Here is a 25,336-nt window from a genome sequence, read left to right as displayed (position 1 = left end):
CCTAAAGCTTTGGGCGATAGACCAGCCAGCACCGCTGCTGAATTGTAGAACAGACGGACGAATTATCCACTCACAAAGCTGTGCTCGCCGTGGCAGAGACGGCAAAGGCCTGCATGGCATTCGCTGGCCCGCTGAACTCAGACGCATGGCTTATCAAATCAGAGATCAGAGCGGGAATGCTCGCAGTGGACCTATGGTTGGGAGCCAACAAGCAATCTTGACCGTTCCAGACGTTTGCGAAGTTCTACGTAACTGTAAAATAGATCCCACTGTCCACCCATCGCCGTCCTTAACTATTGTCCTTGCTGGAGTAGGCAACGGCTGCAGCCATAAGTGCTTCAAGAGTAAATCGGCGATAAAATTTTATGAAGCTCAAATAAAATATATATGATATGAAAATGATAGTTAGTAGGGTGGTGATGGTGGCTAGCATTCCCGCGTTGCTGTAAATCATATGCCATGTAGCAACCCAAAATAAAATCACAAAATAGAATGTTAAAGTTCGCATCAGACCAAATAAAGCGACGTAGTTTTGCATTTTTGGAGCGTGATTTTTAGAGTTCTCTAAAGCATAGTGATAAAGGTATAGGAAATAATTGGTATCTCTTGCTGGCTCTTCGGCGGGACTATCGAGTCCAGCGGAGCTTGATAGGATGAGTGTTATTTTTTGTCTGATAATGGTTTTCATCATTGTGTCGAGTTCTTTGTTTACTAGGCTCTTAACTCCTAGTGCATAGTTTACAAAAAAGTCAATAGCGCTTATGGGTAAAAGAAGAAATGCGACGATCACTCTAACTGAGTTCTTTTTCTTACTGTCGACTCCAGATGTAAAGTAACTATCCTGATAAATCCCTAGCAGCGTTTTTGAAGGAAATCCATACATCCAATTTAAATGCTTTTCTACTGTCATGGCGGATAAAAAATTTATGAAGTGACCACTTATATAGGAAAGTAAAATCAGTGGTGTGTAAAGTTCTACTCCTTTTAGTTCTGATATATTTATAAATTTAAGTAGCGCGCTATCTTTGATGGCGGAGTGAGAGGCTATACTGATAAGCAAATAAACAAAAAGCGATCCAGGAACAAAATAACCAAGAAAATCATAAAAAGAAAACGGGTTTTGTTTGACTTCCATGGTTAATCCGCATTCACAGTTTGAGGAGGCTGATCGGATAGAGCGTCTCTCGAGCGTAGCACTGAATTGCAACACACCTCCTAGATTCTTGACTGTCGTTTTGACATACAACAAGCACCGGTCGTGCCTCCGCTAGACCGAGAGCCTCTCGTTGCGATGAGAGCAATACGATTTTGATAGCAAAGGTCCTTGTGTGGATCGGATCCGCCGCCGCAACAAGGCGATAAATGCTAGGTTTTGCTCGGCATCTTTGTTTGGATGCTGCGCTTATTGACTCTCATGCTTGTGTTGTCACGGCTACACATTTACGCTTTGTCCCGTCGCGGTAAATCCCGCGACCGGGTGTGACAACCTGAATTGTTCGAGGTGCATGGCGCCATAGCCAGTAGAAAGTGCTCACACAGGCTTAGCTGCTGCTTTTCTATGGTGGATCGTGCGGGGCAGGCTTATGCCTGGCCGGTACCCTCGGACGCCGGTTTGTCACCCCCGTACGGTCTGCCACCCAACCGCGTGACAACGGCTGATGGCAGTTTTTACTTGTCCGAGGAGATAAGGAAAATGGCATGCCCCCCTTTTAAGCTCGCGCACCACCCCGCCCATTTGGTACAGGCTGCAAACCATCTCGGAGGACTCCGTGATGTTTGATCTCTCACTTCTAATCGGGCTCCCCAAACCCAACAGCATCGATACTTCATCGCTTGGCCCTGAAGATGCAGCTATTAAACTGCGGCAGGCTGCCACTCTCCGACTTAACGGAGCCCAGAGTATTCTGCTTCATTTTCCCCAAGACGTTGAGCTGGCAGTAGAGCTGTTGGATGACGCCGCCGTGTTGTACGACAAGGCATTCCGAAATTTGACTGGTATTCCAGCTCAAAGCGTTCATCAACAGAGCCATGAGTATGTCTCTGTCCCATCCGCTGAAGGCTCTCCTGCGATCCAAACCCCGTGGGGCGATGAATTCGCTCCGATTATTAAGGATGGTGTTCGTTGCGCAGAGACTTGGCTTGAAGGCTCATCGTTACCGCTATGGTGGGCGTTGTCTCAGAATCGGAAACGTCATCGTCCAGGTGATCCACAAGAGGCATTTGAAGCAGGTTTTTTGCTGCGGTTGCAGCAGACGCTGATCATGCGGCGTGAAGCCTTCACCTCACAATCATCCAGCTTTGACGCTTGAATCTGTAATTGACGTTTGAGATTTGCTTTTCCCGTCAAACCCTCCGATCAAGCGATCTTTGATCGCGCCGATCGGAGGGTTCCCTCGCTTTTTTCTCTCCGCCGCCGCGTTCTACCCTCCCATTTTCAAATTTGATTAACGCCATGCTTGCTTTCACCCGTCAGCAATTCCCTGCAATCTCTATCGAGCGCAGCGCCATTTCAGTGTGTGTGCGAAGCTTTTCGTTGGGCATGGATGTAGGTGTGGCGACAGCGGCGACGCCGGCGACAACCCACGTAGAACGTGGCCTGGAGCATGGCGACAAAATTGGCGACAGTCGCCACTTTCTGAGCACTTCGGCAGTGACGCTTGACCGCCTTTTCGAGTGGGTATAAAAATTGGCGCACGGATCGCTGTCGTTGACAGCACCAGCCCAGGTAGCCAGAGCCTTCAAGGCTACGCCACTTGTGTGGTGGTTCTTCCGAAGTGCGATTAGCGTCCGGCGGCTCGCACGGTCACTCCCCAAGAGTGATGGATGCCTACTCGACTGATCTGCCCACTGCGGCAGACGATGGACCTTTCTCGCTGCACTGCAGCAACCTCACCTCTCGGCACACTTCGCTGCGCCAGACCTCGCCCGTCTCTTTCTCCTGGAAAGAGACGGGCGCTCGTACTACTGCTGCAAGCCACGTCGTACGGGGCATTGCCGCAACTCTCTTCGTGACAATCGGCGTGACAACTCCGATGTGTCGCCATCCGCAACGACACAGGCACCGGTGCCGCAGCCAATGGAAAGGCTGCATCTGACTGACAGTCAGGCATGCCCCAGGTGTCGATGTTGTTGCCTTCTCCCTCCCAGGATCTCCAGGTGCCGAACTCGTCAGTCGGCACAGCCTCCACCCGCCCGTATCTTCGGATGCGTCTAAGGAGGCCAGATTCATGGGGTCATGCCCTTGCTCCCGGTCGTAAGGAGCCGTTCGTTCCACGTCAGTGAACACCTCACAGGCCGCAGGGGCCTTGATCCCTGATAACACTCAACAGCCGTGGCGGGACTACGTGAGGACAACCAGCAATGAACGAGGAGAGGGCCCATGCAGCAGTTAGATCCGAAGCTTGAACTACCACGACCACCTCGACCGCTGATTGAGTCGAATCCCGTGGCCCAGCCTTATCCGGTGCAGGCACTGGGTGGGATTCTTGGGCCTGCGGTAGAGCGAATGGCCGAGGTCATCGGTGTGCCCCAGGCATTGGCCGCGCAATCAGTGTTGGCTGCCTCGGCGCTGGCCACTCAAGGTCATGCGGGCTTACAGCTCGACGGGAGAAATTATCCCCTGTCGCTGTACCTGATCACGGTGGCCGCGTCAGGTGATCGCAAGACCGCCGCAGACCGATGTGCGTTGCTGCCGGCACGGCAATGGGAGCGTGAACAGTGGCAACGCTACCGCGAACAACTCGCGTTGTACCGTGCCGCACAACGGCAGGCGCAGCGTATCAAGCCCGCCGATCCCACCCCCACAAACAGCGTACCGCTCGAAGCGGAGCCCTCTGCACCTAGGCTGATAACCACGGATCCGACTATCGAGGCCCTGATCAAGGGACTCTGCCATGACTTGCCGAGCATGGGCCTGTTCTGTGACGAGGGGGGACAATTCCTTGGCAGCAGCACCATGAGTCGGGACAACCGTTTGAAAGCGGTCACGACCTTGTCGTCGCTCTGGGACGGTAGCCCGATTGATCGTGCTCGCTCTATGGCAGGCGAAAGCCTACGAGCATATGACCGACGCCTGAGCCTGCACCTGATGCTGCAACCGTATTTGGCCATGCAGTTACTCAGTGACCCGTTGCTGCAGGGGCAAGGCATTCTAGGGCGCTGCTTGATGACCTGGCCAACCAGTCTAGCCGGGCAACGTAGCTACCAGGCTATCGACTTGTCCAAAGACGCTGCCCTCAAGCGATATCATCACCGCCTTTCGGCTCTGTTTTATCAGCCTTGGTCACTTTCCGCTGACGGAGCCTTGCAACTATCAAAGCTGAGCCTCAGTCCGCTCGCGCGTCGTCGCTGGATTGATTTGCATGATGCTATCGAAGCTCAACTGGGTGAGTTTGGCGAGCTGGCCAGCGTGCGGCCCAGCGGTTCGAAGGCCGCCGACAACCTTTTGCGCGTCGCCGGCATTTTGGCCGTTGTGGAGGAGAACAGTGTCGTTGAGGTCGACCATATCCAGCGGGCCTCGGCCTTAGTTGGCTACTACCTCACCGAGATCCAGCGCCTGACCGAGCAGGAGCCGATGTGCAGGGTAAAAGAAGAGGCGGACCGGCTGTTGCGCTGGCTGCAGGTCAAGGATTGGAAGCGCTTCAGTATTCGAGATCTGAATCGCAACGGTCCCCGCTTTGCCCGCAAGAGCAGTCGTCATGCCGCAAAGCTGCTGGTCGAGTTGATTGATCATCAGTGGTTGATCTCCGACGGCCACACCTTCGAGGTGCGCCATGTTCAATCTTGATGAAGCGCTGCGCAACCATCTGGCTCAACGCCAAAAGGAGCCGAAAGTGCGATTTGTCGCCGGTACTGTCGCCACTTTGTCGCCACGCTCAAAGGCAGGCAAGGCAAGGGTTGTCGCCGGTGTCGCCGGTGTCGCCACCCTCCATAGAACTATCACCTCGACGACCTCCATTATCCAATGGTTGGAAGAGCAGGGCGCGCATCTTTACGTCACCGACAACACGCTGTGTTTTCGCCCGACTGATTGGGCTCAGTTCGCGATTGTAAGTGCGCACTGGCGAGCCCTTTTGCATGATCTCGCAGCAGCCGATCAGGAACAGAAAAATGGCTCGCGTCGGTAAGCGAGCAGGGCGCAATTTCGGCTTCGGTCGCCAGCTCAGCTATGCCGGACCGCAAGCCCTGAAAGATCTGTTTGGCGAAGGCCATTTTGCTACCGTCAAAGCCCATAGTGATCGCTGGCAGGCCTTCGTGCGTTGGTGTCTATCCGAGGAAGGGCCGAGGCTCAATGATGCGCGACAGATCGACCGCGAAGTCCTAATGCGGTACGCCGTCCACGTGCGGGAGCAGGTTGATCAGGGCAACGTCGGCATCGCCACCGCGCAGAACCGACTGTCCAGCTTGAACCGAACGATGGCTGCGCTGCGCGGTGATCAATACGTCAAAATTCCGAGTCCGAGCAAGGCGCTTGGCTTGCAGCGCTCAAGCGTGCGTAGTGAGGCGCCACAAGGCCAAGACCGTGTGCAGGTCAGGCTGATTGCGCAAGCGCTGTCAGAGCGACAGCAACTGAGGGTGAGTGCCATCGTGCTCCTCGCTCGGGAGACCGGTATGCGCCTGCGTGAAGCGATCTTGTCGGACCTTCCCCGACTGCAACGTGAGGCCTGGCAACTCGGCAAGATCAACATCCAGGACGGCACCAAAGGCGGTCGTTCAGGCGCATCTGCACCGCGTTGGATTACGGTCACGGATCAAGTCCGCGATGCCCTCGAGAGGGCCTACGAAGCGTCTCCTACTAGCAGTCGGAACCTGTTAGCCCCTGATGAAAGCTACAAAGATTTCTTACAGGCAGTGGTTCGACCTGCTCGGGACATTCTGCATGAGCATGGATTGAAAGGCTTTCATGAACTGCGAGCGGCTTACGCGTGTGAGCGCTATGAGCAACTGACTGGCTTTCCTGCACCCGTCAATGGCGGTCGTGTTCATCGAGAAGATCGAGAGCTTGATCAGCGTGCACGACAGCAGATCAGCCACGAATTGGGACATAACCGCATCGATGTGGTGAGTGCCTACATCGGAGGTCGGCGATGACATCCGAGTTCGACATAGCGTTGTTTCTGCGCCCCGTGCTCAAAGGTGCGCATGCCACGCAGCAGCGGCACATCAGGCAAGCAGAAAGGATGCACGAGGTAATTCGTGAGCGGTGGGGTTGTGCGACGCCTTGGTCCTGGAGAGAAAAACACGTGAGATGGTTTTTGGATCACTACCTGCGATGCTCAGCACCAGCGACCGTATATTACTATGCGTTAACAACAGAGTTGATCCGCCGCAGAAAGGCAAAAGTCGTGGTTGCCTGATAGATCTTTAGGCGTGAGCCCTTGAGTATGGGAATGCGGAGCCTTCCCATACTCAAGGGCTTGGCTGAAGAAGCGCAGCCATGCGAGAGATTTATCCACCGTCGTCAATCTCGTCGCCCTGCTGCATGACACGGATTGTAACCGGCGTCGCGTACCTTGGATGGTCAGCTAATCGGTACGACGTTGCGGCCCCTGCCTTGATTGATGGCAGATGCCGAAAGGCTGCCAGTGGCCGCTTTTTGGATATGTTCACTCCACCAGGCCATCATCGGACGCCGGCGTTCGATGTAGTCCGCCCGGTTGTAGGCGCTACGAACTTCGTCCTTGTCGACATGCGCCAGTGCAACTTCGATTAGTTCCGGATCCCAGCCATGCTCATTCAGGATGGTGCTGGCCATGGAGCGCATGCCGTGGCTGACCAGCCGGTCTTGGAAGCCCATACGTTTCAGCGCCATGTTGGCCGTCTGGCTGTTGGCATGGGTGCGGGGATTTCGGTCTGCCGGAAACACGTACTCTCTGTGTCCGCTGTGGGGCTTGAGTGCCTCCAGCAGTGCGAGTGCCTGTTCAGACAATGGGATGGTATGCGGACGACGCTTTTTCATGCGCTCCGGCGGAATGGTCCAGATACGCCTGTCGAAGTCGATGTCTGCCCATCGTGTGGTTGCCGCTTCGGCAGGACGGGTCATGGTGTGCAACTGCCATTCGATCAAGCAGCGGGTCGTTCTTTTGATGGCTGCGTTGGCGATTTCCAGCATGAGCTCGGGTAGCTCATCAGGGTGGAGTGCAGCCATGTTCTGTTTCTTGGGTTTCTTGAATACCGCGCGAATACCGCTGAGGGGGTTCGCGAATATGAGCCCGGAATTGACCCCATAGGTCATGATCTCATTGAGCCTTTGGCTCAACCGTTTCACGGTCTCGAGGCTGCCTTTTGCCTCGATTGGCCGAAGCAGTTCGATAATCATCGGTGCGGCAATTTTCGAAAGCGGCGTTGTTTTCAGGTCCGGGAATACATGCAGTGTGAGCGACCGCCAAATGTCTTCGGCGTAAGCTGGGGTGACAGAGTCCTTCTTCAGCTCAAACCAAGCTGTAGCGACGTTCTCGAATGTGTGTTCTGTCTGCGTTCGTTTGGCTTCAATCTGAATGTTGCGTTGCACCTTGGGATCTATGCCTTGTGCAAGTAGCTCACGTGCTTCAACGACTTTCTTTCGAGCGTTTGCCAACGAGAGCTCTGGATAAGTGCCCAGTCCCATGTTGATACGGTTCTTGGTTATCGGATCGCGGTAGTTGAAGTTCCACAGCATTGAGCCGTTGCTCCTGACCCGGAGCTGGAGGCCGTCACCATCGCTGAGAACGTAATCCTTGTCTTTTGCCTTGACTGTCTTGAGCTGGCGGTCGGAAAGGCGGAGGGCTGGAGCGGGCATGAGAGCTACCTCTGACACCGTTTTGGTATTCCAAAAAATAGCACCGGATGCCTTGGAATACCATTTGGAATACAAAAAACTCTGGAACTCAAAAAGCCTCGAAAGTTCCCGGTAGCCCTGAAGCCCTTGTGTTTACTGGATTTCAGGCACAAAAAAAGACGTCCGTGGACGTCTTTAGATGATGAAATGGTGGAGCCGGGGGGATTTGAACCCCCGTCCGCCAGTACTCCGCTGTCGGTACTACATGCGTAGCCGTGTCTATTAAGTTAACCCTCAGCGACCCGACGGGCAGGGTGCTTTGGGCGAGTTGTGTAAGTTTTAGCCGCTTCGTCCACAACGTACTGCACGGCGATTCTGTTCTATATGACAATCATTTTGGGTTTACAGACATCCCCTGATGATTGCTGAGCCCGAAGGCATCAGGAGTGCATGTCAGCTGCAATTAAGCAGCGAGAGCAGCACCGTATTGGTCGTCATTGGCAACTATAAGAAGTTGCAACAGTGGATTTACGAGTTCTGTTACCAACTCGGCATGCACCTAAAGTTTCGCAACCGGCGTCGAATCCTAAACGGCCCCGTGCTTGTAACTCGTTGTTTCTTAGTGAGTGACAAGCTCATGCAGTGTACGCCAAACGGTCACAGAAGGCCAACCCGAAGGTTGGCCTTGAGCGGGTCTCTGGCCTATTGGCCGCCTTTGTCACCATTCTGCAGGTCTTGCAGGGCTTTGGAGGTGATCTCGATGCACTTCTTGTCATCACCGGCTGCGTGAGCGGCCTTGGCCTGGGAGACAGCAGTGTCGATTTCGCCGCTTTTGCCGGAGGTGTCGGTGGCCAGCAAGGCCTTGCCGTTGTTGATTCTGTCGAGGTTGATTTGACACAGGTCGGGTTCGCCGGCCGCGAAAACAGGGGAGGCCAGCATCGCTGCCGTGATGAACAGGCCAGCAAGAGCGGAACGCTTCATCGGTATTCTCCTTGTACACATTAGGCTCGATGCTGCTCCCGGATTAGGGCAGCCAGCGAAGTCGGGGATGGCCTTCATCGCGAAGACCTATGCAGATGACTGCGCCGGCGCGCCGGGGTTCTGTTTTTTGCAGGTTTAATGCGCGCGGGCCTGGGTGACCCGGTCCACCAGGTACACCAATCCGTGGTAATCGATGCCGCCATGCTGGCTCAGGCCGATCTCGCAGGTGCGGCTGGTGGAGATCCCTTCGCTGCAATATTGCACCGCGTCCTTGAGGGTTCGCAGTGAGTGAGCGTTGAGCCCCGGCGTGGTAAAGCCTTTGTCGCCGGCAAAGCCGCAGCAGTGGATGCCCTCCGGGATGACTACGGTTTTCGAGCAGCGCCGCGCCAGATCGATCAGTGCCTGGCTTTCGCCCAGGTGCTGTGTGCTGCATGTGACGTGCACGGCAATGGGCGCTTCCTGTGGGGTAAAGTCGAGGCGGTCCATCAGGTGTGTGCGTATGAAGCGCACCGGGTCGTAGAGGTCCAGGCGTGTTTCGCCGAGGTCTTGCACAAGTCGCAGGGTGCAGGGGCTGGTGTCGCAATAGATCGGGTCGAGGCCGCCACGGCTGGCGTGGAGTAGGGCGCCGATCAGTTCCTGACGCTTGTGTTCGGCCTGTTCTGCGTAGCCCTTGGAGGCGAAGGGTTGGCCGCAGCACAGGTTGTCCTGGTTGTCGGGGAATACGACCTGATAGCCGGCTTTTTCCAGCAGCGCACGGGTTTTGTCGTACAACGACATCTGCTCTTTGTCACCCGCTGCGGGGCCCATGGCGCGTGAGACGCAAGCCGCTAGGTACACCACCCGTGGTCGCTCGTCGGTAACAGGCGGGCTAAAGCGAATGGCTTTTTCCGGCTGCGGCATGGCGTTGGTCCACTGCGGGATTTGGCCTTTGGACAGTTGGGTGACTTTCGCCGAGAGCTTCGCAAGACGCGGTGCGCCCAGCAGCATGCGCGCACCGTTGGCGACGTGCAGTGTGAAGCGGGCACCTTGCAGGGCGGTGGCGAAATGGCTGGCCAGCCATTCGGCGGTTTTCGTACGGTCAGCGTTGCGAGCGCGCAGCTTTTTCACCAGGTCGCCGGTGTTGATGCCTACAGGGCAGCGCTGGGCGCAGAGTCCGGTGGCGGCGCAGGTGTCGATGCCTTGGTAGTGGTACGCGGCTTCCAGCTCGGTCGTGTCGATGCCCGCGCGTTTTTTGGCCTGGATGTCGCGCCAGATCACAATGCGCTGGCGCGGGCTCAGGGTCAGCCCCTTCGATGGGCACACGGGCTCGCAGAAACCGCACTCGATGCACTTATCCACAAGCTCATCGGCCGCTGGCAGGGGTTTCAGGTGCTTCAGGTGGATTTGTGGGTCTGCGCTGAGCACCACGTCTGGGTTGAGGATGCCGTTGGGGTCAAGCAGGCGTTTGAGCTGCCACATCAACTGATAAGCGTCGCTGCCCCATTCCAGCTCGACGAAAGGCGCCATGTTGCGGCCAGTGCCGTGTTCGGCTTTCAGCGAGCCACCGAATTCCACCGCCACAAGCTGCGCCACGTCGTCCATAAATGCTTGGTAACGTGCGACTTCTTCGCTGCTGTTGAAGCCTTGGGTGAATACAAAGTGCAGATTGCCTTCCAAGGCGTGTCCGAAAAGGATCGCCTCGTCGTAGTGATGTTTGTCGAACAGTGCGATCAAGCGGTTCACGCCGATGGCCAATTGTTCGACGGGGAAGGTCACATCCTCGATGATCACCGTCGTGCCGGTTTTGCGCACGGCGCCGACGGCGGGGAAAGTGTCTTTGCGGATCGCCCACAGGCGCGCGTTTTCCAGCGGGTCTTCGGTGAAGTCGACCTGTTTTTCCACCGGGAACGGAGCCAGGGAGGCCATGATCAGCGTGAGCTGTTCCTGCAGCAGCGATGGCGACGCCGCGCGGGATTCGATCAGCAACGCGCAGGCGCTTTCCGATAGATGCTGTACGAAAGCCGGCATGCCTGGCTTGTTCTGCACCGAGCGCAGGCTGCGTCGGTCCAGCAACTCCACCGCCGAAACGGGCTGGGTTTTCAGTACCGTTACCGCGTTGCAGCAGGTTTCGACGTCCGGGAAGACGATCAGCGCCGACGCCTTGTTCGGATGATCAATCACCGTGTCGTACGTCACCGCGCTGATAAAGCCCAAGGTACCTTCGGAACCCACCAGCAGGTGGCTGAGGATATCCAGTGGCTCATCGAAATCCACCAACGCATTGAGTGACAGGCCGGTGGTATTTTTCAGGCGGTACTTGTGGCGGATCTTTGCCGCCAGCTCGGCATTTGCCCGCGTTTCGCGACCCAATGTCGCCAGACGTTCAAGCAGCGCGCCCTGTTGTTGTCGAAAGGCCGCGACACTGGCCGCATCTTCAGTGTCCAGACGGCTGCCGTCAGCCAGCACCAGGCGGATACCTGCCAAGGTGTGATAAGTGTTTTGCGCCGTGCCGCAGCACATGCCGCTGGCATTGTTGGCCACGATACCGCCGATCTTGCAGGCGTTGATCGACGCCGGGTCGGGCCCGATCTTGCGTCCGAACGGCGCGAGCCATGCGTTGGCCTGGGCGCCGATCACACCGGGTTGCAGGCGAATCTGCGTGCCTTGCCCACGAATCTCGCGGCCGTTCCAATTGTCGCCCAGCACGATCAGGACCGAGTCGCTGATGGCTTGGCCGGACAGGCTGGTGCCTGCTGCGCGAAAGGTCACCGGTACACGGTCGCGTTGGGCGAGTTGCAGCAGTGCCACCACTTCGTCCTCCGACTCTACGCGGATCACCAGTTGTGGGATCAGTCGGTAAAAGCTGGCGTCGGTGCCGAAGGCCAGGGTGGAAAGCGGGTCGTCGAAGCGTCGATCTTGCGGGATCAGTTGTGCGGCGTCGCGCAGAAAAGCAGCAGGCAGGCTCATCGGTCCTCCAGGAATAGTTGACGCCGCGACCGGGGTGCGGCGTCGATGCTTACCCTATTACGTGCAGGTCTTTAGTGCACCAACATACCGGTGAACCAGTAAGCCTGCGCCAGGGTGATCAGCCCGACGATGGTGGCGAAAAACAGGCTGTGCTTGAGGGTGAAGCGGAACAGGTCGGACTCCTTGCCCACCAGGCCGGTGGCGGCGCAGGCCACGGCGATCGACTGCGGCGAAATCATCTTGCCGGTCACGCCGCCACTGGTATTGGCGGCCACCAGCAGGGTGTCGTTGACGCCGATCTGGTGCGCGGTGGTGGCTTGCAACGAACTGAACAGGGCGTTGGACGACGTGTCGGAACCCGTCAGGAAAACTCCCAGCCAGCCGAGGAAAGGTGAGAAGAACGGGAAGGCTGCGCCGGTGGCGGCCAATACCAATGCCATGGTCGACGACATGCCGGAGTAGTTGGTGACGAAGGCGAACGCCAGCACCATGCCGATGGACAGGATTGGCCAGCGCAGTTCGTAGAAGGTTTCTTTTAAAGTGGTCAGACCAGTTTTAAGGTCGATTTTCAGAACCAGCATCGAGATCAGTGCAGAGAAGAAAATCGCGGTGCCGGTGGCAGAAATCGGGTCCAGCTTGAACACTGCGGGGATCGCGGTGGGGTGGGTGACGATTGGGGCGACCTTGATCACCATTTGATCCAGGTGGGGAATCGCGAAGTTGAAGACCCAACTGTACATGGAGCCACCCGCAGCGAACATCGCCTTGAAGGGTTTGAGGGTCCAGATAGTGACCAGCACAGTCAGGATCAGAAACGGCGACCATGCTTTGAAAATCTGCCCCAGGCTGTAAGGCGAGGCGATTGTGCTGCGCGGCAGGCCGAAGCCACCGGCGCTGGCGGTGACCGCTGCGCTGGACGTGGCGCCGGCAATCTGTGCGCCGGCGGTGCGTTTGGGTTGCCAGACTTTCAGGAACAGGGTCAGGGCAATCAGGCTGGCCAGGGCCGACGTGATATCTGGCAATTCCGGGCCAATGAAGTTGGAGGTGAAGTATTGGGTGATGGCAAAGCTCAGGCCGGCCACGAACGCTGCTGGCCAGGTTTCGCGAACGCCGCGCAGGCCGTCCATCATGAACACCAGCCAGAACGGCACGAACAGCGACAGCAGCGGCAATTGGCGGCCGGTCATGGCGCCGATCTTGAACGCGTCGATACCGGTCACTTGGCCGGCGACGATGATCGGAATCCCCAGTGCGCCGAACGCGACCGGTGCAGTGTTGGCAATCAGGCACAAGCCAGCGGCGTACAGCGGGTTGAAGCCCAGGCCCACCAGCAGCGCGGCGGTGATCGCCACGGGGGCGCCGAAACCCGCTGCACCTTCCAGGAAGGCGCCGAAGCAGAAACCAATCAGCAATACCTGCAGGCGTTGATCGTCGGTGATCGACAGGACCGAGCTGCGGATGATCTCGAATTGGCCGCTTTTGACCGTCAATTTGTAAAGGAATACTGCGGCGACGATGATCCACGCAATGGGCCACAGGCCATAGGCAAAACCATAACCAGCGGCGGCGAGCGCCATGTCCACCGGCATCTGGAACGCAAAGATAGCGACCAGTATCGACAGTGCCAGAGTGATGCTCCCGGCGACGTGCCCTTTGAGGCGAAACACGGCCAGGGCCAGGAAGAAGAATACGATGGGGATAACGGCGGCCAGTGCGGACAGGCCGAGGCTGCCGAGAGGGCTGTAGAGCTGTTGCCAGGTTTGCATATGGGATGGCCCCTAATTGTTGTTGGTCAGGCACTATTCAGTTAGCTTGGATAATTGGTAATACCAATTTACAGCTGCTGTCGGCTAGAGTAAAAGCCTTGGCGTGGGTGTGTCAATTTGCCGCTCGCGAAACTTTGGTCGTAGCGCCGTGGGCGAGGGGTTCGGGTTGGGCCAATCGAGAGCGTTCTGATAGGTGCTGCAAGCGCGGCGATAGGCCAGAATAGAGACCCCGGCGAGTGGTCGGGATGGCGGAGAGTGAGTTATGGGGTTTGATCAGGTGCGTCAGCGCCGTTTGTCTGACGATATTGTCGAGCAGCTTGAGGGCATGATCCTTGAGGGCACGCTTAAGTCAGGCGAGCGCTTGCCGGCCGAGCGAGCCCTGGCGGAGCAGTTCGGTGTGTCGCGCCCGTCGTTGCGTGAGGCGATCCAGAAGCTGGCAGCCAAGGGGCTGTTGGTCAGTCGCCAGGGCGGCGGTAATTATGTGGCGGAGTCACTGGGGTCGACCTTCAGTGATCCACTGCTGCATTTGCTGGAAAACAACCCTGAGGCGCAGCGTGACCTGCTGGAGTTTCGCCAGACCCTCGAAGCGTCCTGTGCTTACTACGCGGCGTTGCGCGCCACCGAGGTCGACCGTGAGCGGCTGACCGCAGCGTTTGAGGCTTTACAGGATTGCTACACCCGGGCGGACGAGGTGAGCCGGTTGGAGGAGGGGGCGGCTGATGCGCGGTTCCACCTGGCGATTGCCGAGGCCAGCCATAACGCCGTGTTGTTGCACACCATTCGCGGGCTGTTCGATCTGCTCAAGCGTAACGTGGTGACCAATATCGGTGGCATGTACCAGCAGCGCACGGAAACCCGAGACATGCTGATCAGTCAGCATCGGGACTTGTACCTGGCGATTATCGAGGGGCGGGCCGAGCAGGCGCGGGAGGTTTCAACACGTCACCTGTTGTATGTGCAGGAAGTGTTGGAAGAAGTGCGTCAGGAAGTTCAGCGCGTAGCGAGGGCGGAGCGGCGTAAAGGCATGTAGCCTGGGGGAGGCCCCAGGCTACATCGTCACAAGGGCTACTCTTCCTTGCCCTTGTTGCGCACGGCGCGATGCAACTCACGGTTGGAGTCGCGCTCGCGCTCGGTATCGCGCTTGTCGTATTCCTTCTTGCCCTTGCCCAGCGCGATCTCGCACTTGACCAAGTGCTTGCTCCAGTACCAGGACAAGCAGACGCAGGCGTAGCCTTTCTGTTGTACGGCAGCGGCGAGCTTGTCGATCTCGCGAGCATTGAGCAGCAGCTTGCGCGTGCGTACCGGGTCGGCAATCACGTGGGTGCTCGCGGTGGTCAGCGGGGTGATATGACTGCCGAGCAGCCATGCCTCGCCATCCTTGAGCAGTACGTAGCTGTCGACCAGTTGCAGCTTGCTGGCGCGCAGACTTTTTACTTCCCAGCCGGCCAGGACCAGACCAGCCTCGAACCGATGTTCGATGAAGTAATCGTGTCGCGCCTTTTTATTTTGCGCGATGGTCCCTGTGGGGTGTTTCTTTTGTTTAGCCATAGGGGCGGCATTATAGGGAGTTGCGAGCGTGTCGGCTACGGTCAACCAGCGTGCTTGAGCGTGTAGTGCGAATCCCGGACAATGTGGACAGTTCTTTGATTTTTTTCTCTCGCGATTCAGGCTGTTTTTTCGCGATGTTTGCCTCAGCAGTGGAAATAACGCTCACATGACGACGCATATTCAACGTTCGGCCCTGTTGCCCTATCCGGCTCAGGCGCTCTATGACCTGGTCAACGACGTGGCGCGTTACCCGGAGTTCCTGCCGTGGTGCTCCGCTGCCGAGGTTCTGGAGAGCAGTGATGAGCACATGGTTGCCAGTGTTGGGGTGGCGAAGGGAGGGCTTAGTCAGCACTTCGTTACGCGCAATGTGTTGGTGCCGGGAAAGTCCATCGAAATGAATCTGCAGGAAGGCCCGTTCACTCAATTGCATGGGGTGTGGGTGTTCAAGGCGCTGACCGACAAAGCCTGCAAGATCAGCCTGGACTTGTCCTTCGATTACGCCGGTCCGATTGTGCGGGCGACGTTGGGCCCTCTATTCAATCAGGCTGCCAATACGTTGGTGGACGCATTCTGTCAGCGAGCCAAACAACTGCATGGTTGAGATTGAAGTGGTGTATGCCGCCGTGGATCGCCAGGTTTTGTTGGCGGTTGCGGTGCCGGCGGGCACGAGCTTGAGGGCTGCGGTGCAAGCATCGGGGATTGCGGTGCAGTTTCCCGGGGTGGACTTGGCTGAATGTCCTTTGGGGATTTTCGGCAAGGTGGTTGAAAACCCGGATGGGCGTGCCGTGAACGCGGGTGACCGCATCGAGATTTACCGGCCGTTGCTGGCAGACCCTAAAGAGGTGCGCCGGCTGCGTGCCGCCAAGGCTGCAATGGCTAGGCAACAAGGTTCATAGGTTCACCTAATGACACACAACAAAAAGCCCGGCATGCCGGGCTTTTTGTTGAGCGCCGCAAAGTTACTGCGGGCTGGCGTCCAGAGGTTCTGGTGTCGGGACGGGGACGGTCTTCACGCCGTCGACGTCCTTCTGGATCTGATCCAGCAAGGAGCCTGGCTTGGCCGGCGCTTCGGGCTTCGGCTTCTCGGCTTCCTGCGCAGGCGCGGTCACGTTCGTGCCATTGTCCTTGCCGAGCAGGGCGTCATCGCGGCTCACGCCGGGCATGAAGTCACCCGACAGGCTGACAAGCTGATCATTGCCATTGAAAATGACACTGACGCGCTCCTGCTGGCGTTCACCGCCACCTGGTTGGATGCTGTAGAGATAATCCCAGCGATCGGCATGGAAAGTGTCGGTCAGCAGGGGATTGCCCATAATAAACCGTACTTGCCGTCGGGTCATTCCCGGGCGTAACTGGTCTATCATGTCCTGCGTGACGACATTGCCCTGCTGGATGTCGATTTTGTAAACCCCGGGGAATGAACAACCGGCGAGTGCGAGCAGTCCCACAAAGGTGAAACTGGTTAGCAAGAGCTTGGTGTTTTGCATCGGTGGGCGACTTCCACTATCTTGGCTGGGACAACGTAAACGCCGATCATACCCGTATTAAGAGAAGCTGCGAAGCAGCATCCGCGAGAAAGCTAACCATGGTTGAAAATAGCGAACTACGCAAAGCCGGTCTCAAAGTGACTCTGCCACGAGTCAAGATTCTACAAATGCTCGATTCTGCTGAGCAGCGTCACATGAGTGCCGAAGATGTTTACAAGGCGCTGATGGAGTCTAATGAGGACGTCGGCCTGGCCACGGTTTACCGTGTACTGACCCAGTTTGAAGCCGCAGGGCTGGTGGTTCGTCATAATTTCGACGGCGGTCATGCAGTGTTCGAATTGGCTGACGGTGGTCATCACGATCACATGGTTGACCTGGATACCAATGAGGTTATCGAGTTCACCAGCCCGGAAATCGAAGCGCTGCAGCACAAGATTGCTGAGGAGCATGGCTTCGATTTGGTCGACCACAATCTGGTGCTGTACATCCGTAAGAAAAAGTAAAAAATCGACGCAGATCTGCTTTGCGAAACGATTGAAGGCGACCCTAGGGTCGCCTTCGTGCTTTCTATAAAGAAGAAAATGCCAGCCTAAGCCTTGGCTGCCACAACCATTTTCTTCGCGTGAGCCAGCGACTCCTTTGTGAGATCTATGCCGCCAAGCATTCGCGCCACTTCTTCTACGCGTTCCGATTTGTTCAGTTTGGACACTGCCGTGTGGGTCGCGTCGCTGCCGCGTACCTTATGCACAAATAAATGTTGGTGCCCTTGGGCAGCCACCTGTGGCAAGTGCGTGACCGTAAGGACCTGGCCACGATCACCCAGTCGTCGCAACAGCTGGCCAACAATCTCCGCAGTCGGGCCGCCGATCCCAACGTCCACTTCGTCGAACACCAGGGTAGGTACGCGTGAGGTCTGGGCGGTTATCACCTGTATGGCCAGGCTGATCCGCGACAGCTCGCCGCCAGATGCCACTTTGGCCAGCGCCTTGAGGGGTTGCCCGGGGTTGGCGCTGACCAGTAGCTCCACCTGTTCTAAGCCATGGGGTTGCAGTTCATTGCTGGTGTTGGTGCGCAACTCAATGGTGAAGCGGCCCCCTGGCATGCCCAGGCGTTGGATTTCCTGTTCCACCGCGCCCGCCAGTCCAGTGGCAGCTTGATGGCGCAGGTCGCTCAGTTCGCGCGCTTTCTCCTGGTAATGACGAGCAAACGAAGCGAGTTCTTCGCCCAGCCGTTCGATGGATTCGTCATTCGCGTTCAGGGTTTCGATTTCATCCAGCAATTTCTGCTGCATCGTCGCCACTTCAGTGGGTTGGATTCGGTGCTTGCGTGCCAAGGTATAAATGGTGTCCAGGCGTTCCTCTATTTCCTGGAGGCGCGCAGGGTCGGCATCGAAGTGATCCAGGAAGCGATTCAGTTCGCCCACCGCTTCCTCAACCTGAATCTGTGCGCTGGTCAACAGGGTGGTGGCTTCGCTCAATGCACCGGATGCGCTGTTTACGCTGGACAGTCGATTGAGGCTGGCCGTCAGGGCATTAAGCACATTGCCGGAATCGCTCTCGCTGCATTGCTCCACCACCTGGCGGCAAATACCCAACAGGGTTTCGGCATTGGTGAGGTTCTTATGTTCCTGTTCCAGCTGTTCCAGCTCGGTTTCGCCCAGGCCCAGGCTTTCCAGTTCTTCAAGTTGATAGCTGAGTAGCTGGTGGCGCGCACGTTGTTCGTCGCCGGAGTTGGACAGCCGCTCCAGCTCCTGTCGAGTCTGGCGCCAGCGCTGGGCCGCAAGCTGCACCTGGCGGGCCAGGTCGGTAGCGCCGGCGTACTCATCTAGCAAGCGACGGTGAGTGTCGGTCTTTAACAGGGATTGGTGTTCATGCTGGCTGTGGATGTCGATCAGGAGTTCGCCCAGGGCTTTCAAATCACCGAGGGGGCAGGGCGTGCCATTGATATAGCCGCGAGAGCGTCCTTCTGCGGTGATGACTCGGCGCAAGATGCACGGGCCATCATTGTCGAGGTCTCGTTCGGCCAGCCAGGCCTCGGCTTCGGGAATGTCTGCCAAGTCAAAGGTGGCCAGGATGTCGGCCTTGTCCGCGCCGGGGCGAACCACGCCACTGTCGGCGCGATCACCCAGGGTCAGGCCCAGGGCGTCGAGCATGATCGATTTGCCGGCGCCGGTTTCGCCTGTGATTACGCTCATTCCACGATCCAGCTCGAGATCAAGGTGTTCAACAATGGCGTAGTTATGTACGGACAGGTGCACCAGCATGACGGCAGCTCCCAGGCTTTATGTCTGGTTATTTATACAGTGTTTTATTCAGGGCTGACAATCCTGTCGGTTAGCTCGATTTGCTTGGCTGTTGAATTTTTTTAGCGCAATGCGGAATGAGAGGGTCGGAAATGATCTGAAGCGTGTGAAAGACTTTTGGTAACGCCTGCGCCCTTGAACCAGGAAATTGTGGCCCCATATACCGGAACAGAAGCGCGAGTTGAGTTCGCGCATGATTTTGAAAGGAGAAATCTATGGCTGACGAACAGACGCAGGATACGCAAACTCCAGACGCCAATTCGGCCGTCGGCGATGAGCTGGCAACCCGTGTGCAAGTGCTCGAAGAGCAATTGGCTGCTGCGCAGGACCAGTCTTTGCGTGTTGCCGCCGATCTGCAGAACGTCCGCCGCCGTGCCGAGCAGGATGTAGAAAAGGCTCACAAGTTCGCATTGGAAAAATTTGCCAATGACTTGTTGCCGATCATCGACAGCCTGGAACGTGGTCTTGAGTTGTCCAGCCCGGACGACGAAAACATCCGTCCGATGCGCGAAGGGATTGAGCTGACCCTGAAAATGTTCCAGGACACCCTGAAGCGTTATCAGTTGGAAGCTGTCGATCCGCAAGGCGGCGAGCCGTTCAACGCTGAGCATCACCAGGCTATGGCCATGCAGGAAAGCCATGACCTTGAGCCTAACAGTGTGTTGAAAGTGTTCCAGAAGGGTTATCTGCTCAACGGTCGCTTGCTGCGCCCGGCAATGGTGGTGGTGAGCAAGGCTCCTGCACCAGTTGCACCTTCTATTGATGAGCAGGCTTGAAATCAGTCGTAACGACCCCATCTATAAGTCAAGCGTTTAAGTGCTACCGCAGTTAGCCACCACTGCTGCGGCATCCAAATTCAAGTTTCGGGAGAGTAAATCATGGGCAAAATTATCGGTATCGACCTGGGGACCACCAACTCCTGCGTCTCCGTGCTGGAAAACGGCGTTGCTAAAGTTATCGAGAACGCCGAAGGCGCGCGTACCACGCCGTCGATCATTGCTTACGCCAACGACGGTGAAATCCTTGTTGGTCAGTCGGCCAAGCGCCAGGCTGTGACCAACCCGCATAACACGCTGTATGCGGTAAAGCGTCTGATCGGTCGTAAGTTCGACGAAGAAGTCGTACAGAAAGACATCAAGATGGTGCCTTACAAAATCGCCAAGGCTGACAACGGTGACGCCTGGGTTGAAGTAAACGGCAACAAAATGTCGCCGCCGCAAATCTCGGCTGAAATCTTGAAAAAGATGAAGAAGACTGCCGAAGACTACCTCGGTGAAGCAGTGACTGAAGCGGTGATCACCGTTCCGGCCTACTTCAACGACAGCCAGCGCCAGGCGACCAAAGACGCCGGCCGTATCGCTGGCCTGGACGTAAAACGTATCATCAACGAACCAACCGCAGCCGCTCTGGCCTACGGTATGGACAAGGCCAAGGGCGACCACACTGTGATCGTTTATGACCTGGGTGGCGGTACTTTTGACGTCTCCGTGATCGAAATCGCTGAAGTTGACGGCGAGCACCAGTTCGAAGTGTTGGCCACCAACGGTGACACCTTCCTGGGTGGTGAGGACTTCGATATTCGTCTGATCGACTACCTCGTTGACGAATTCAAGAAAGAAAGCGGCATGAACCTTAAAGGTGACCCGCTGGCGATGCAGCGCCTGAAAGAAGCTGCTGAAAAAGCCAAGATCGAGCTGTCTTCCGCTCAGTCGACCGACGTGAACCTGCCGTACATCACTGCAGACGCTACCGGTCCTAAGCACTTGAACGTGAAGATCTCGCGCGCCAAGCTGGAAGCTCTGGTTGAAGACCTGGTTCAGCGCACCATCGAGCCTTGCCGCATTGCGCTGAAAGACTCCGGTATCGACGTGGGTGCTATCAACGACGTGATCCTGGTGGGCGGTCAGACCCGTATGCCACTGGTTCAAAAGCTGGTGACCGAGTTCTTCGGTAAAGAAGCCCGTAAAGACGTGAACCCGGACGAAGCGGTTGCCATGGGTGCTGCTATCCAAGGCGCGGTATTGGCCGGCGACGTGAAAGACGTGCTGCTGCTGGACGTCAGCCCGTTGACCCTGGGTATCGAAACCATGGGTGGCGTGATGACTGCGCTGATCGAGAAAAACACCACGATTCCTACCAAGAAATCGCAAGTGTTCTCGACTGCCGACGACAACCAAGGCGCTGTGACCATTCACGTGCTGCAAGGTGAGCGTAAGCAAGCGGCTCAGAACAAGTCCCTGGGCAAGTTCGACCTGGCTGAGATTCCACCAGCTCCACGTGGCGTGCCACAAATCGAAGTGACCTTCGACATCGACGCCAACGGCATCCTGCACGTCGGCGCGAAAGACAAGGCGACTGGCAAAGAGCAGAAGATCACCATCAAGGCCAACTCCGGTCTGTCTGATGAAGAAATTCAACAGATGATTCGTGATGCGGAAACCAACGCCGAGGCTGACAAGAAGTTTGAAGAGCTGGCCGCTGCCCGTAACCAGGGCGATGCACTGGTTCACTCGACGCGCAAGATGATCGCTGATGCCGGTGACAAAGTGACCGCTGAAGAGAAAGCCGCGATCGAAGCCGCTTTGGTTGCCCTGGAAGCTGCCATCAAAGGCGACGACAAGGCTGCCATTGAAGCGAAGGTTGAGGAGCTGTCGAAAGTCTCCGCACCAGTTGCTCAGAAAATGTACGCCGAGCAAGGCCAGCCGGCCGATGGCGCTGCACAGCACGCAGAGCCTGAAGCCAAGCACGATGATGTTGTCGATGCCGAGTTCGAAGAAGTCAAAGACCAGAAGTAAGTTGGTCGCCCAGTTGACCGCTATCAAGCGGTGACTGGTAGGATGTCGCCGCGCGGGAGCTTGCTCCCGCGTTGGCGTGTCTGGGGTATGCGAATTTTTACAGCATGCGACAAGGTCGGATGCTGGCGGTGTGATCGGGAATGCTCCTGCTTTCCGAGCAGTAAATACCGCACTTTTGGCCGGGTCCCTGGCTAAAAAGTAGTAATGACCAGGATCGTTGAATTGACGTGAGTTGGGTCCGGGCCTGTATTGGGGCTCAACGAGTTTGGCAAGGCTCAGGAGGGTCTGGCTGAACGTCCTATAAGAGTGCAAAGACTTATGGCAAAGCGTGACTATTACGAAGTGTTGGGTGTGGAGCGCGGCTCCAGCGAGGCGGACCTGAAGAAGGCCTACCGTCGCTTGGCGATGAAGCACCACCCGGACCGTAATCCGGATAGCAAAGAATCCGAAGAAATGTTCAAAGAGGCCAACGAGGCCTACGAATGTCTGTCTGACCCTAATAAGCGTGCGGCCTACGATCAGTACGGCCATGCTGGTGTTGATCCGAGCATGGGTGGCGGTGGTGCCGGGTTTGGTGGTCAGAACTTCTCCGATATCTTCGGCGATGTATTCAGTGACTTCTTCGGCGGCGGCCGTGGTGGTCAGCGTGGTGGCGCCCAGCGCGGCAGCGATCTGCGTTACACGCTGGAACTGAACCTGGAAGAGGCCGTGCGCGGCACCAGCGTCAATATCCGCGTGCCGACGCTAGTCAACTGCAAGCCGTGCGATGGTTCCGGTGCCAAGAAGGGCTCTTCGCCGATTACTTGCCCGACCTGTGGTGGTATCGGTCAGGTCCGTATGCAGCAAGGTTTCTTCTCTGTGCAGCAGACGTGCCCGCGCTGCCATGGTCAGGGCAAGATCATTTCCGATCCGTGCGACTCCTGCCACGGCGAAGGTCGCGTCGAAGAGTACAAGACCCTCTCGGTGAAAGTGCCGGCGGGCGTGGATACCGGTGACCGCATTCGCTTGTCGGGCGAAGGCGAGGCGGGTACGCAGGGCGGCCCTACGGGCGACTTGTACGTAGTGATCAATGTGCGTGAGCACTCGATCTTCCAGCGCGATGGCAAGCATCTGTTCTGTGAGGTGCCGATCAGCTTTGTTGATGCGGCCTTGGGTGGCGAGCTGGAGATTCCGACCCTTGATGGTCGAGTCAAATTGAAGATCCCTGAGGGGACTCAGACCGGCAAGCAGTTCCGCATTCGTGGCAAGGGCGTTGCGCCGGTACGCGGTGGCGGTGCTGGCGACTTGATGTGCCGTGTAGCGGTGGAAACACCGGTCAACCTGAATCGTCGTCAGCGCGAACTGCTTGAGGAGTTCCGCAGCTCGCTGGATGGTGATAGCTCGCACTCGCCGCAAAGCACGGGCTTTTTCGATGGTGTGAAGCGCTTCTTCGGCGACCTGTAAGGAATTGAATATGCGACGTATAGCCGTAATGGGCGCTGCCGGGCGCATGGGCAAGACGCTGGTCGAGGCGGTGCAGCAACGCTCACCTGCTTCCGGGCTGACGGCGGCGATCGTGCGACCAGGCAGCACATTGATCGGTGCAGATGCCGGTGAGTTGGCTTCGTTGGGGCGTATCGGTGTTTCGTTGTCTGGCAGCCTGGAGCAGGTGTCCGACGAGTTTGATGTGCTGATCGATTTCACCCTGCCGGACGTAATGCTGAAAAACCTGGCTTTCTGCCGCAAGGCGGGCAAGGCCATGGTGATCGGCACTACCGGTTTGACGGCCGAGCAGAAGCAGTTGCTGGTGGAGGCGGGCAAGGATATTCCTGTCGTCTTCGCCGCCAATTTCAGCGTCGGTGTGAACCTGTCGCTCAAGCTGCTGGATCTGGCAGCTCGCGTGCTGGGGGATGAGGCGGATATCGAGATCATCGAGACTCATCACCGCCACAAGATCGACGCGCCGTCGGGCACTGCGCTGTGCATGGGTGAAGCGATTGCCGATGCGCTGGGGCGCGATCTGTCGAAAGTCGCGGTGTACGGCCGCGAAGGCCATACCGGTGCGCGTGCGCGTGACACCATTGGCTTTGCGACCGTGCGCGGCGGTGATGTAGTGGGTGATCACACTGTGTTGTTCGCCACTGAGGGCGAGCGCCTGGAAATCACGCATAAGGCATCCAGTCGCATGACCTTTGCCAAGGGGGCGGTGCGTGCTGCGCTCTGGTTGGAAGGTCGCGAGCCGGGCCTGTATGACATGCGTGACGTGCTGGATCTGCACTAATCAGTAGCTAAAACAGGGTCTCAAGCTTATGCTAAGGCCCCGTTTTTACCCGCTAAGCGACGTCCTGTCGCATTCCCCTGCCTTTAAGGCTCATTAGCGGTGGACCCAAAAAGCCTTTTTCTGTAAGCTACAGCTTTAGTGTGTCCACTAAAAGCGCGCAGAATAATTCAGTGAAGAAGCGGGGTGACGTGTCCATACGTCACTCCGCTTTTTTACAACCTGCGATCGCCCTTTCAGGCTTTATTTACGGGAGGTCTTCTTGACTAAGCCAGCCATACTCGCCCTTGCTGATGGCAGCATTTTTCGCGGCGAAGCCATTGGAGCCGACGGTCAGACCGTTGGAGAGGTAGTGTTTAACACTGCCATGACCGGCTATCAGGAAATCCTTACCGATCCTTCCTACGCCCAACAGATCGTTACCCTGACCTATCCGCACATCGGCAACACCGGTACTACACCGGAAGACGTCGAGTCTGATCGTGTCTGGTCGGCCGGTCTGGTGATTCGTGACCTACCACTGGTCGCGAGCAACTGGCGTAACACGATGTCGCTGTCCGATTACCTGAAAGCCAACAATGTTGTGGCGATCGCCGGTATCGATACCCGTCGCCTCACGCGCATCCTGCGTGAGAAAGGCTCGCAGAATGGCTGCATCATGGTCGGTGACAATATCTCCGAAGAAGCAGCGATTGCCGCAGCGCAAGGTTTCCCAGGCCTGAAAGGCATGGACCTGGCGAAAGTTGTCAGCGTCAAAGAGAAGTACGAGTGGCGCTCCACTGTCTGGGACTTGAAGACCGACAGCCACGCGACCATCGACGCTGCTGAGTTGCCCTACCACGTTGTGGCCTACGACTACGGCGTCAAGTACAACATCCTGCGCATGTTGGTCGAGCGCGGTTGCCGCGTGACCGTGGTGCCGGCGCAAACTCCGGCCAGCGACGTGCTCGCCCTGCAACCGGATGGCGTGTTCCTGTCCAACGGCCCGGGTGACCCTGAGCCATGCGACTATGCCATCCAGGCGATCAAGGAGGTGCTGGAAACCGAGATTCCGGTATTCGGTATCTGCCTCGGTCACCAACTGCTGGCCCTGGCCTCCGGCGCCAAGACCCTGAAAATGGGCCACGGCCACCACGGTGCCAACCACCCGGTACAAGACCTGGACACTGGCGTTGTGATGATCACCAGTCAGAACCACGGTTTTGCGGTGGATGAAGCCACCTTGCCGAGCAACGTGCGCGCCATTCACAAGTCGCTGTTCGACGGTTCCCTGCAAGGTATCGAGCGCACCGACAAGAGCGCGTTCAGCTTCCAGGGCCACCCTGAAGCCAGCCCGGGCCCGAACGACGTAGCGCCGCTGTTCGACCGTTTCATCAATGAGATGGCCAAGCGACGCTGACTGAGCAGTCTGCGGGCGGCCCCGAACCTCGGCGGCCCCTGCAGGCTCATCAAAGATTGTTCAAGGCGGCTTGCCGACTGACCTGCGGATTTGAGTGAC

23 protein-coding genes and 1 other RNA gene are annotated in these 25,336 nt (G+C 57.2%); 15 read left to right on the top strand and 9 right to left on the bottom strand.

Annotated features, from left to right (window positions below):
• Positions 1 to 289 precede the first annotated feature (289 nt).
• Positions 290 to 1,135, bottom strand: coding sequence for a hypothetical protein (locus tag AC07V4_RS21605; RefSeq protein ID WP_492638155.1), 846 nt, complete (start codon positions 1,133 to 1,135; stop codon positions 290 to 292).
• 637 nt (positions 1,136 to 1,772) lie between these two features.
• On the opposite strand from AC07V4_RS21605, the gene AC07V4_RS21600 reads away from it, so the two are divergent.
• The 6 genes from AC07V4_RS21600 to AC07V4_RS21575 all read left to right on the top strand — a co-directional run bounded on the left by AC07V4_RS21600 (position 1,773) and on the right by AC07V4_RS21575 (position 6,356).
• Positions 1,773 to 2,309 (top strand): LasR-specific antiactivator QslA, encoded by a 537-nt coding sequence (locus AC07V4_RS21600; protein ID WP_492638154.1) that lies wholly within the window; start codon positions 1,773 to 1,775, stop codon positions 2,307 to 2,309.
• 143 nt (positions 2,310 to 2,452) lie between these two features.
• Positions 2,453 to 2,683 carry a hypothetical protein gene (locus AC07V4_RS21595; RefSeq protein ID WP_099312299.1) on the top strand — a complete coding sequence of 77 codons (231 nt, stop codon included), beginning with the start codon at positions 2,453 to 2,455 and terminating at the stop codon, positions 2,681 to 2,683.
• A 696-nt stretch (positions 2,684 to 3,379) separates the two neighbouring features.
• Positions 3,380 to 4,786: a YfjI family protein gene (locus AC07V4_RS21590; RefSeq protein WP_492638153.1), complete on the top strand. Its 1,407-nt coding sequence runs from the start codon at positions 3,380 to 3,382 to the stop codon at positions 4,784 to 4,786.
• Positions 4,773 to 5,126: a hypothetical protein gene (locus AC07V4_RS21585; RefSeq protein ID WP_122720004.1), complete on the top strand. Its 354-nt coding sequence runs from the start codon at positions 4,773 to 4,775 to the stop codon at positions 5,124 to 5,126. The genes AC07V4_RS21590 and AC07V4_RS21585 overlap by 14 nt, the downstream gene beginning before the upstream one ends.
• The gene (locus tag AC07V4_RS21580; protein WP_122720003.1) at positions 5,110 to 6,090 is read left to right on the top strand and encodes an integrase domain-containing protein; all 981 of its coding nucleotides are present in this window, start codon (positions 5,110 to 5,112) and stop codon (positions 6,088 to 6,090) included. Before AC07V4_RS21585 ends, AC07V4_RS21580 begins: the two co-directional genes overlap by 17 nt.
• Positions 6,087 to 6,356, top strand: a complete 270-nt coding sequence (locus AC07V4_RS21575) for a hypothetical protein (RefSeq protein ID WP_099312307.1) — start codon at positions 6,087 to 6,089, stop codon at positions 6,354 to 6,356. The genes AC07V4_RS21580 and AC07V4_RS21575 overlap by 4 nt, the downstream gene beginning before the upstream one ends.
• 164 nt (positions 6,357 to 6,520) lie before the next feature.
• Here AC07V4_RS21575 and AC07V4_RS21570 read toward each other — a convergent pair whose 3' ends face one another.
• The 5 genes from AC07V4_RS21570 to AC07V4_RS21550 all read right to left on the bottom strand — a co-directional run bounded on the left by AC07V4_RS21570 (position 6,521) and on the right by AC07V4_RS21550 (position 13,449).
• The gene (locus tag AC07V4_RS21570) at positions 6,521 to 7,777 is read right to left on the bottom strand and encodes an integrase domain-containing protein (protein WP_492638152.1); all 1,257 of its coding nucleotides are present in this window, start codon (positions 7,775 to 7,777) and stop codon (positions 6,521 to 6,523) included.
• Positions 7,778 to 7,964: 187 nt separating this feature from the next.
• Positions 7,965 to 8,354: a transfer-messenger RNA gene (gene ssrA / locus AC07V4_RS21565) on the bottom strand.
• Between the two features lie 104 nt (positions 8,355 to 8,458).
• Positions 8,459 to 8,737, bottom strand: coding sequence for a PA2433 domain-containing protein (locus AC07V4_RS21560; protein ID WP_431753153.1), 279 nt, complete (start codon positions 8,735 to 8,737; stop codon positions 8,459 to 8,461).
• Positions 8,738 to 8,872: 135 nt separating this feature from the next.
• Positions 8,873 to 11,683 (bottom strand): FAD-binding and (Fe-S)-binding domain-containing protein, encoded by a 2,811-nt coding sequence (locus AC07V4_RS21555; RefSeq protein ID WP_492638151.1) that lies wholly within the window; start codon positions 11,681 to 11,683, stop codon positions 8,873 to 8,875.
• 71 nt (positions 11,684 to 11,754) lie between these two features.
• Positions 11,755 to 13,449, bottom strand: coding sequence for a lactate permease LctP family transporter (locus AC07V4_RS21550; RefSeq protein ID WP_492638150.1), 1,695 nt, complete (start codon positions 13,447 to 13,449; stop codon positions 11,755 to 11,757).
• 262 nt (positions 13,450 to 13,711) lie between these two features.
• Between AC07V4_RS21550 and AC07V4_RS21545 the strand changes: the two genes are divergently transcribed.
• Positions 13,712 to 14,479, top strand: a complete 768-nt coding sequence (locus tag AC07V4_RS21545; protein WP_431753156.1) for a GntR family transcriptional regulator — start codon at positions 13,712 to 13,714, stop codon at positions 14,477 to 14,479.
• A gap of 35 nt (positions 14,480 to 14,514) precedes the next feature.
• Here the strand turns inward: AC07V4_RS21545 and smpB are convergent, their stop codons facing one another.
• Positions 14,515 to 14,997, bottom strand: coding sequence for an SsrA-binding protein SmpB (gene smpB, locus AC07V4_RS21540; protein WP_060752280.1), 483 nt, complete (start codon positions 14,995 to 14,997; stop codon positions 14,515 to 14,517).
• 166 nt (positions 14,998 to 15,163) lie between these two features.
• On the opposite strand from smpB, the gene AC07V4_RS21535 reads away from it, so the two are divergent.
• Both AC07V4_RS21535 and AC07V4_RS21530 read left to right on the top strand, forming a co-directional pair.
• Positions 15,164 to 15,598: a type II toxin-antitoxin system RatA family toxin gene (locus AC07V4_RS21535; RefSeq protein WP_016973780.1), complete on the top strand. Its 435-nt coding sequence runs from the start codon at positions 15,164 to 15,166 to the stop codon at positions 15,596 to 15,598.
• Positions 15,591 to 15,893, top strand: a complete 303-nt coding sequence (locus AC07V4_RS21530) for an RnfH family protein (protein ID WP_492638149.1) — start codon at positions 15,591 to 15,593, stop codon at positions 15,891 to 15,893. The genes AC07V4_RS21535 and AC07V4_RS21530 overlap by 8 nt, the downstream gene beginning before the upstream one ends.
• A 63-nt stretch (positions 15,894 to 15,956) precedes the next feature.
• Here the strand turns inward: AC07V4_RS21530 and AC07V4_RS21525 are convergent, their stop codons facing one another.
• The gene (locus tag AC07V4_RS21525) at positions 15,957 to 16,484 is read right to left on the bottom strand and encodes an outer membrane protein assembly factor BamE (RefSeq protein ID WP_431749498.1); all 528 of its coding nucleotides are present in this window, start codon (positions 16,482 to 16,484) and stop codon (positions 15,957 to 15,959) included.
• A gap of 98 nt (positions 16,485 to 16,582) precedes the next feature.
• On the opposite strand from AC07V4_RS21525, the gene fur reads away from it, so the two are divergent.
• A complete protein-coding gene (gene fur / locus AC07V4_RS21520; RefSeq protein ID WP_003194220.1) occupies positions 16,583 to 16,987 on the top strand; it encodes a ferric iron uptake transcriptional regulator in 405 nt (134 codons plus the stop codon).
• 86 nt (positions 16,988 to 17,073) lie between these two features.
• On the opposite strand, the gene recN is transcribed toward fur, so the two are convergent.
• Complete coding sequence (gene recN / locus AC07V4_RS21515; RefSeq protein ID WP_492638148.1) at positions 17,074 to 18,747, bottom strand: DNA repair protein RecN; 1,674 nt, start codon at positions 18,745 to 18,747, stop codon at positions 17,074 to 17,076.
• A gap of 254 nt (positions 18,748 to 19,001) precedes the next feature.
• Here recN and grpE point away from each other — a divergent pair, with 254 nt between their 5' ends.
• From grpE to carA, 5 genes are all read left to right on the top strand, one after another.
• Entirely contained in the window at positions 19,002 to 19,562 is a 561-nt protein-coding gene (gene grpE, locus AC07V4_RS21510) for a nucleotide exchange factor GrpE (protein ID WP_492638147.1), read from the top strand.
• 102 nt (positions 19,563 to 19,664) lie between these two features.
• Positions 19,665 to 21,581, top strand: coding sequence for a molecular chaperone DnaK (dnaK, locus tag AC07V4_RS21505; RefSeq protein ID WP_492638146.1), 1,917 nt, complete (start codon positions 19,665 to 19,667; stop codon positions 21,579 to 21,581).
• Positions 21,582 to 21,899: 318 nt separating this feature from the next.
• Entirely contained in the window at positions 21,900 to 23,024 is a 1,125-nt protein-coding gene (gene dnaJ / locus AC07V4_RS21500) for a molecular chaperone DnaJ (protein ID WP_431753483.1), read from the top strand.
• A 10-nt stretch (positions 23,025 to 23,034) separates the two neighbouring features.
• On the top strand, positions 23,035 to 23,841 hold the full coding sequence (gene dapB / locus AC07V4_RS21495; RefSeq protein ID WP_492638145.1) for a 4-hydroxy-tetrahydrodipicolinate reductase: 807 nt from the start codon (positions 23,035 to 23,037) through the stop codon (positions 23,839 to 23,841).
• 259 nt (positions 23,842 to 24,100) lie between these two features.
• Positions 24,101 to 25,237 (top strand): glutamine-hydrolyzing carbamoyl-phosphate synthase small subunit, encoded by a 1,137-nt coding sequence (gene carA / locus AC07V4_RS21490; protein ID WP_071493565.1) that lies wholly within the window; start codon positions 24,101 to 24,103, stop codon positions 25,235 to 25,237.
• The last annotated feature ends 99 nt before the right edge of the window (positions 25,238 to 25,336 follow it).

This window comes from Pseudomonas sp. GW821-FHT03A09, assembly GCF_059421065.1.
The sequence above is the reverse complement of the archived record's forward strand: the minus strand, read 5'-3'. Positions and strand labels throughout refer to the sequence as shown.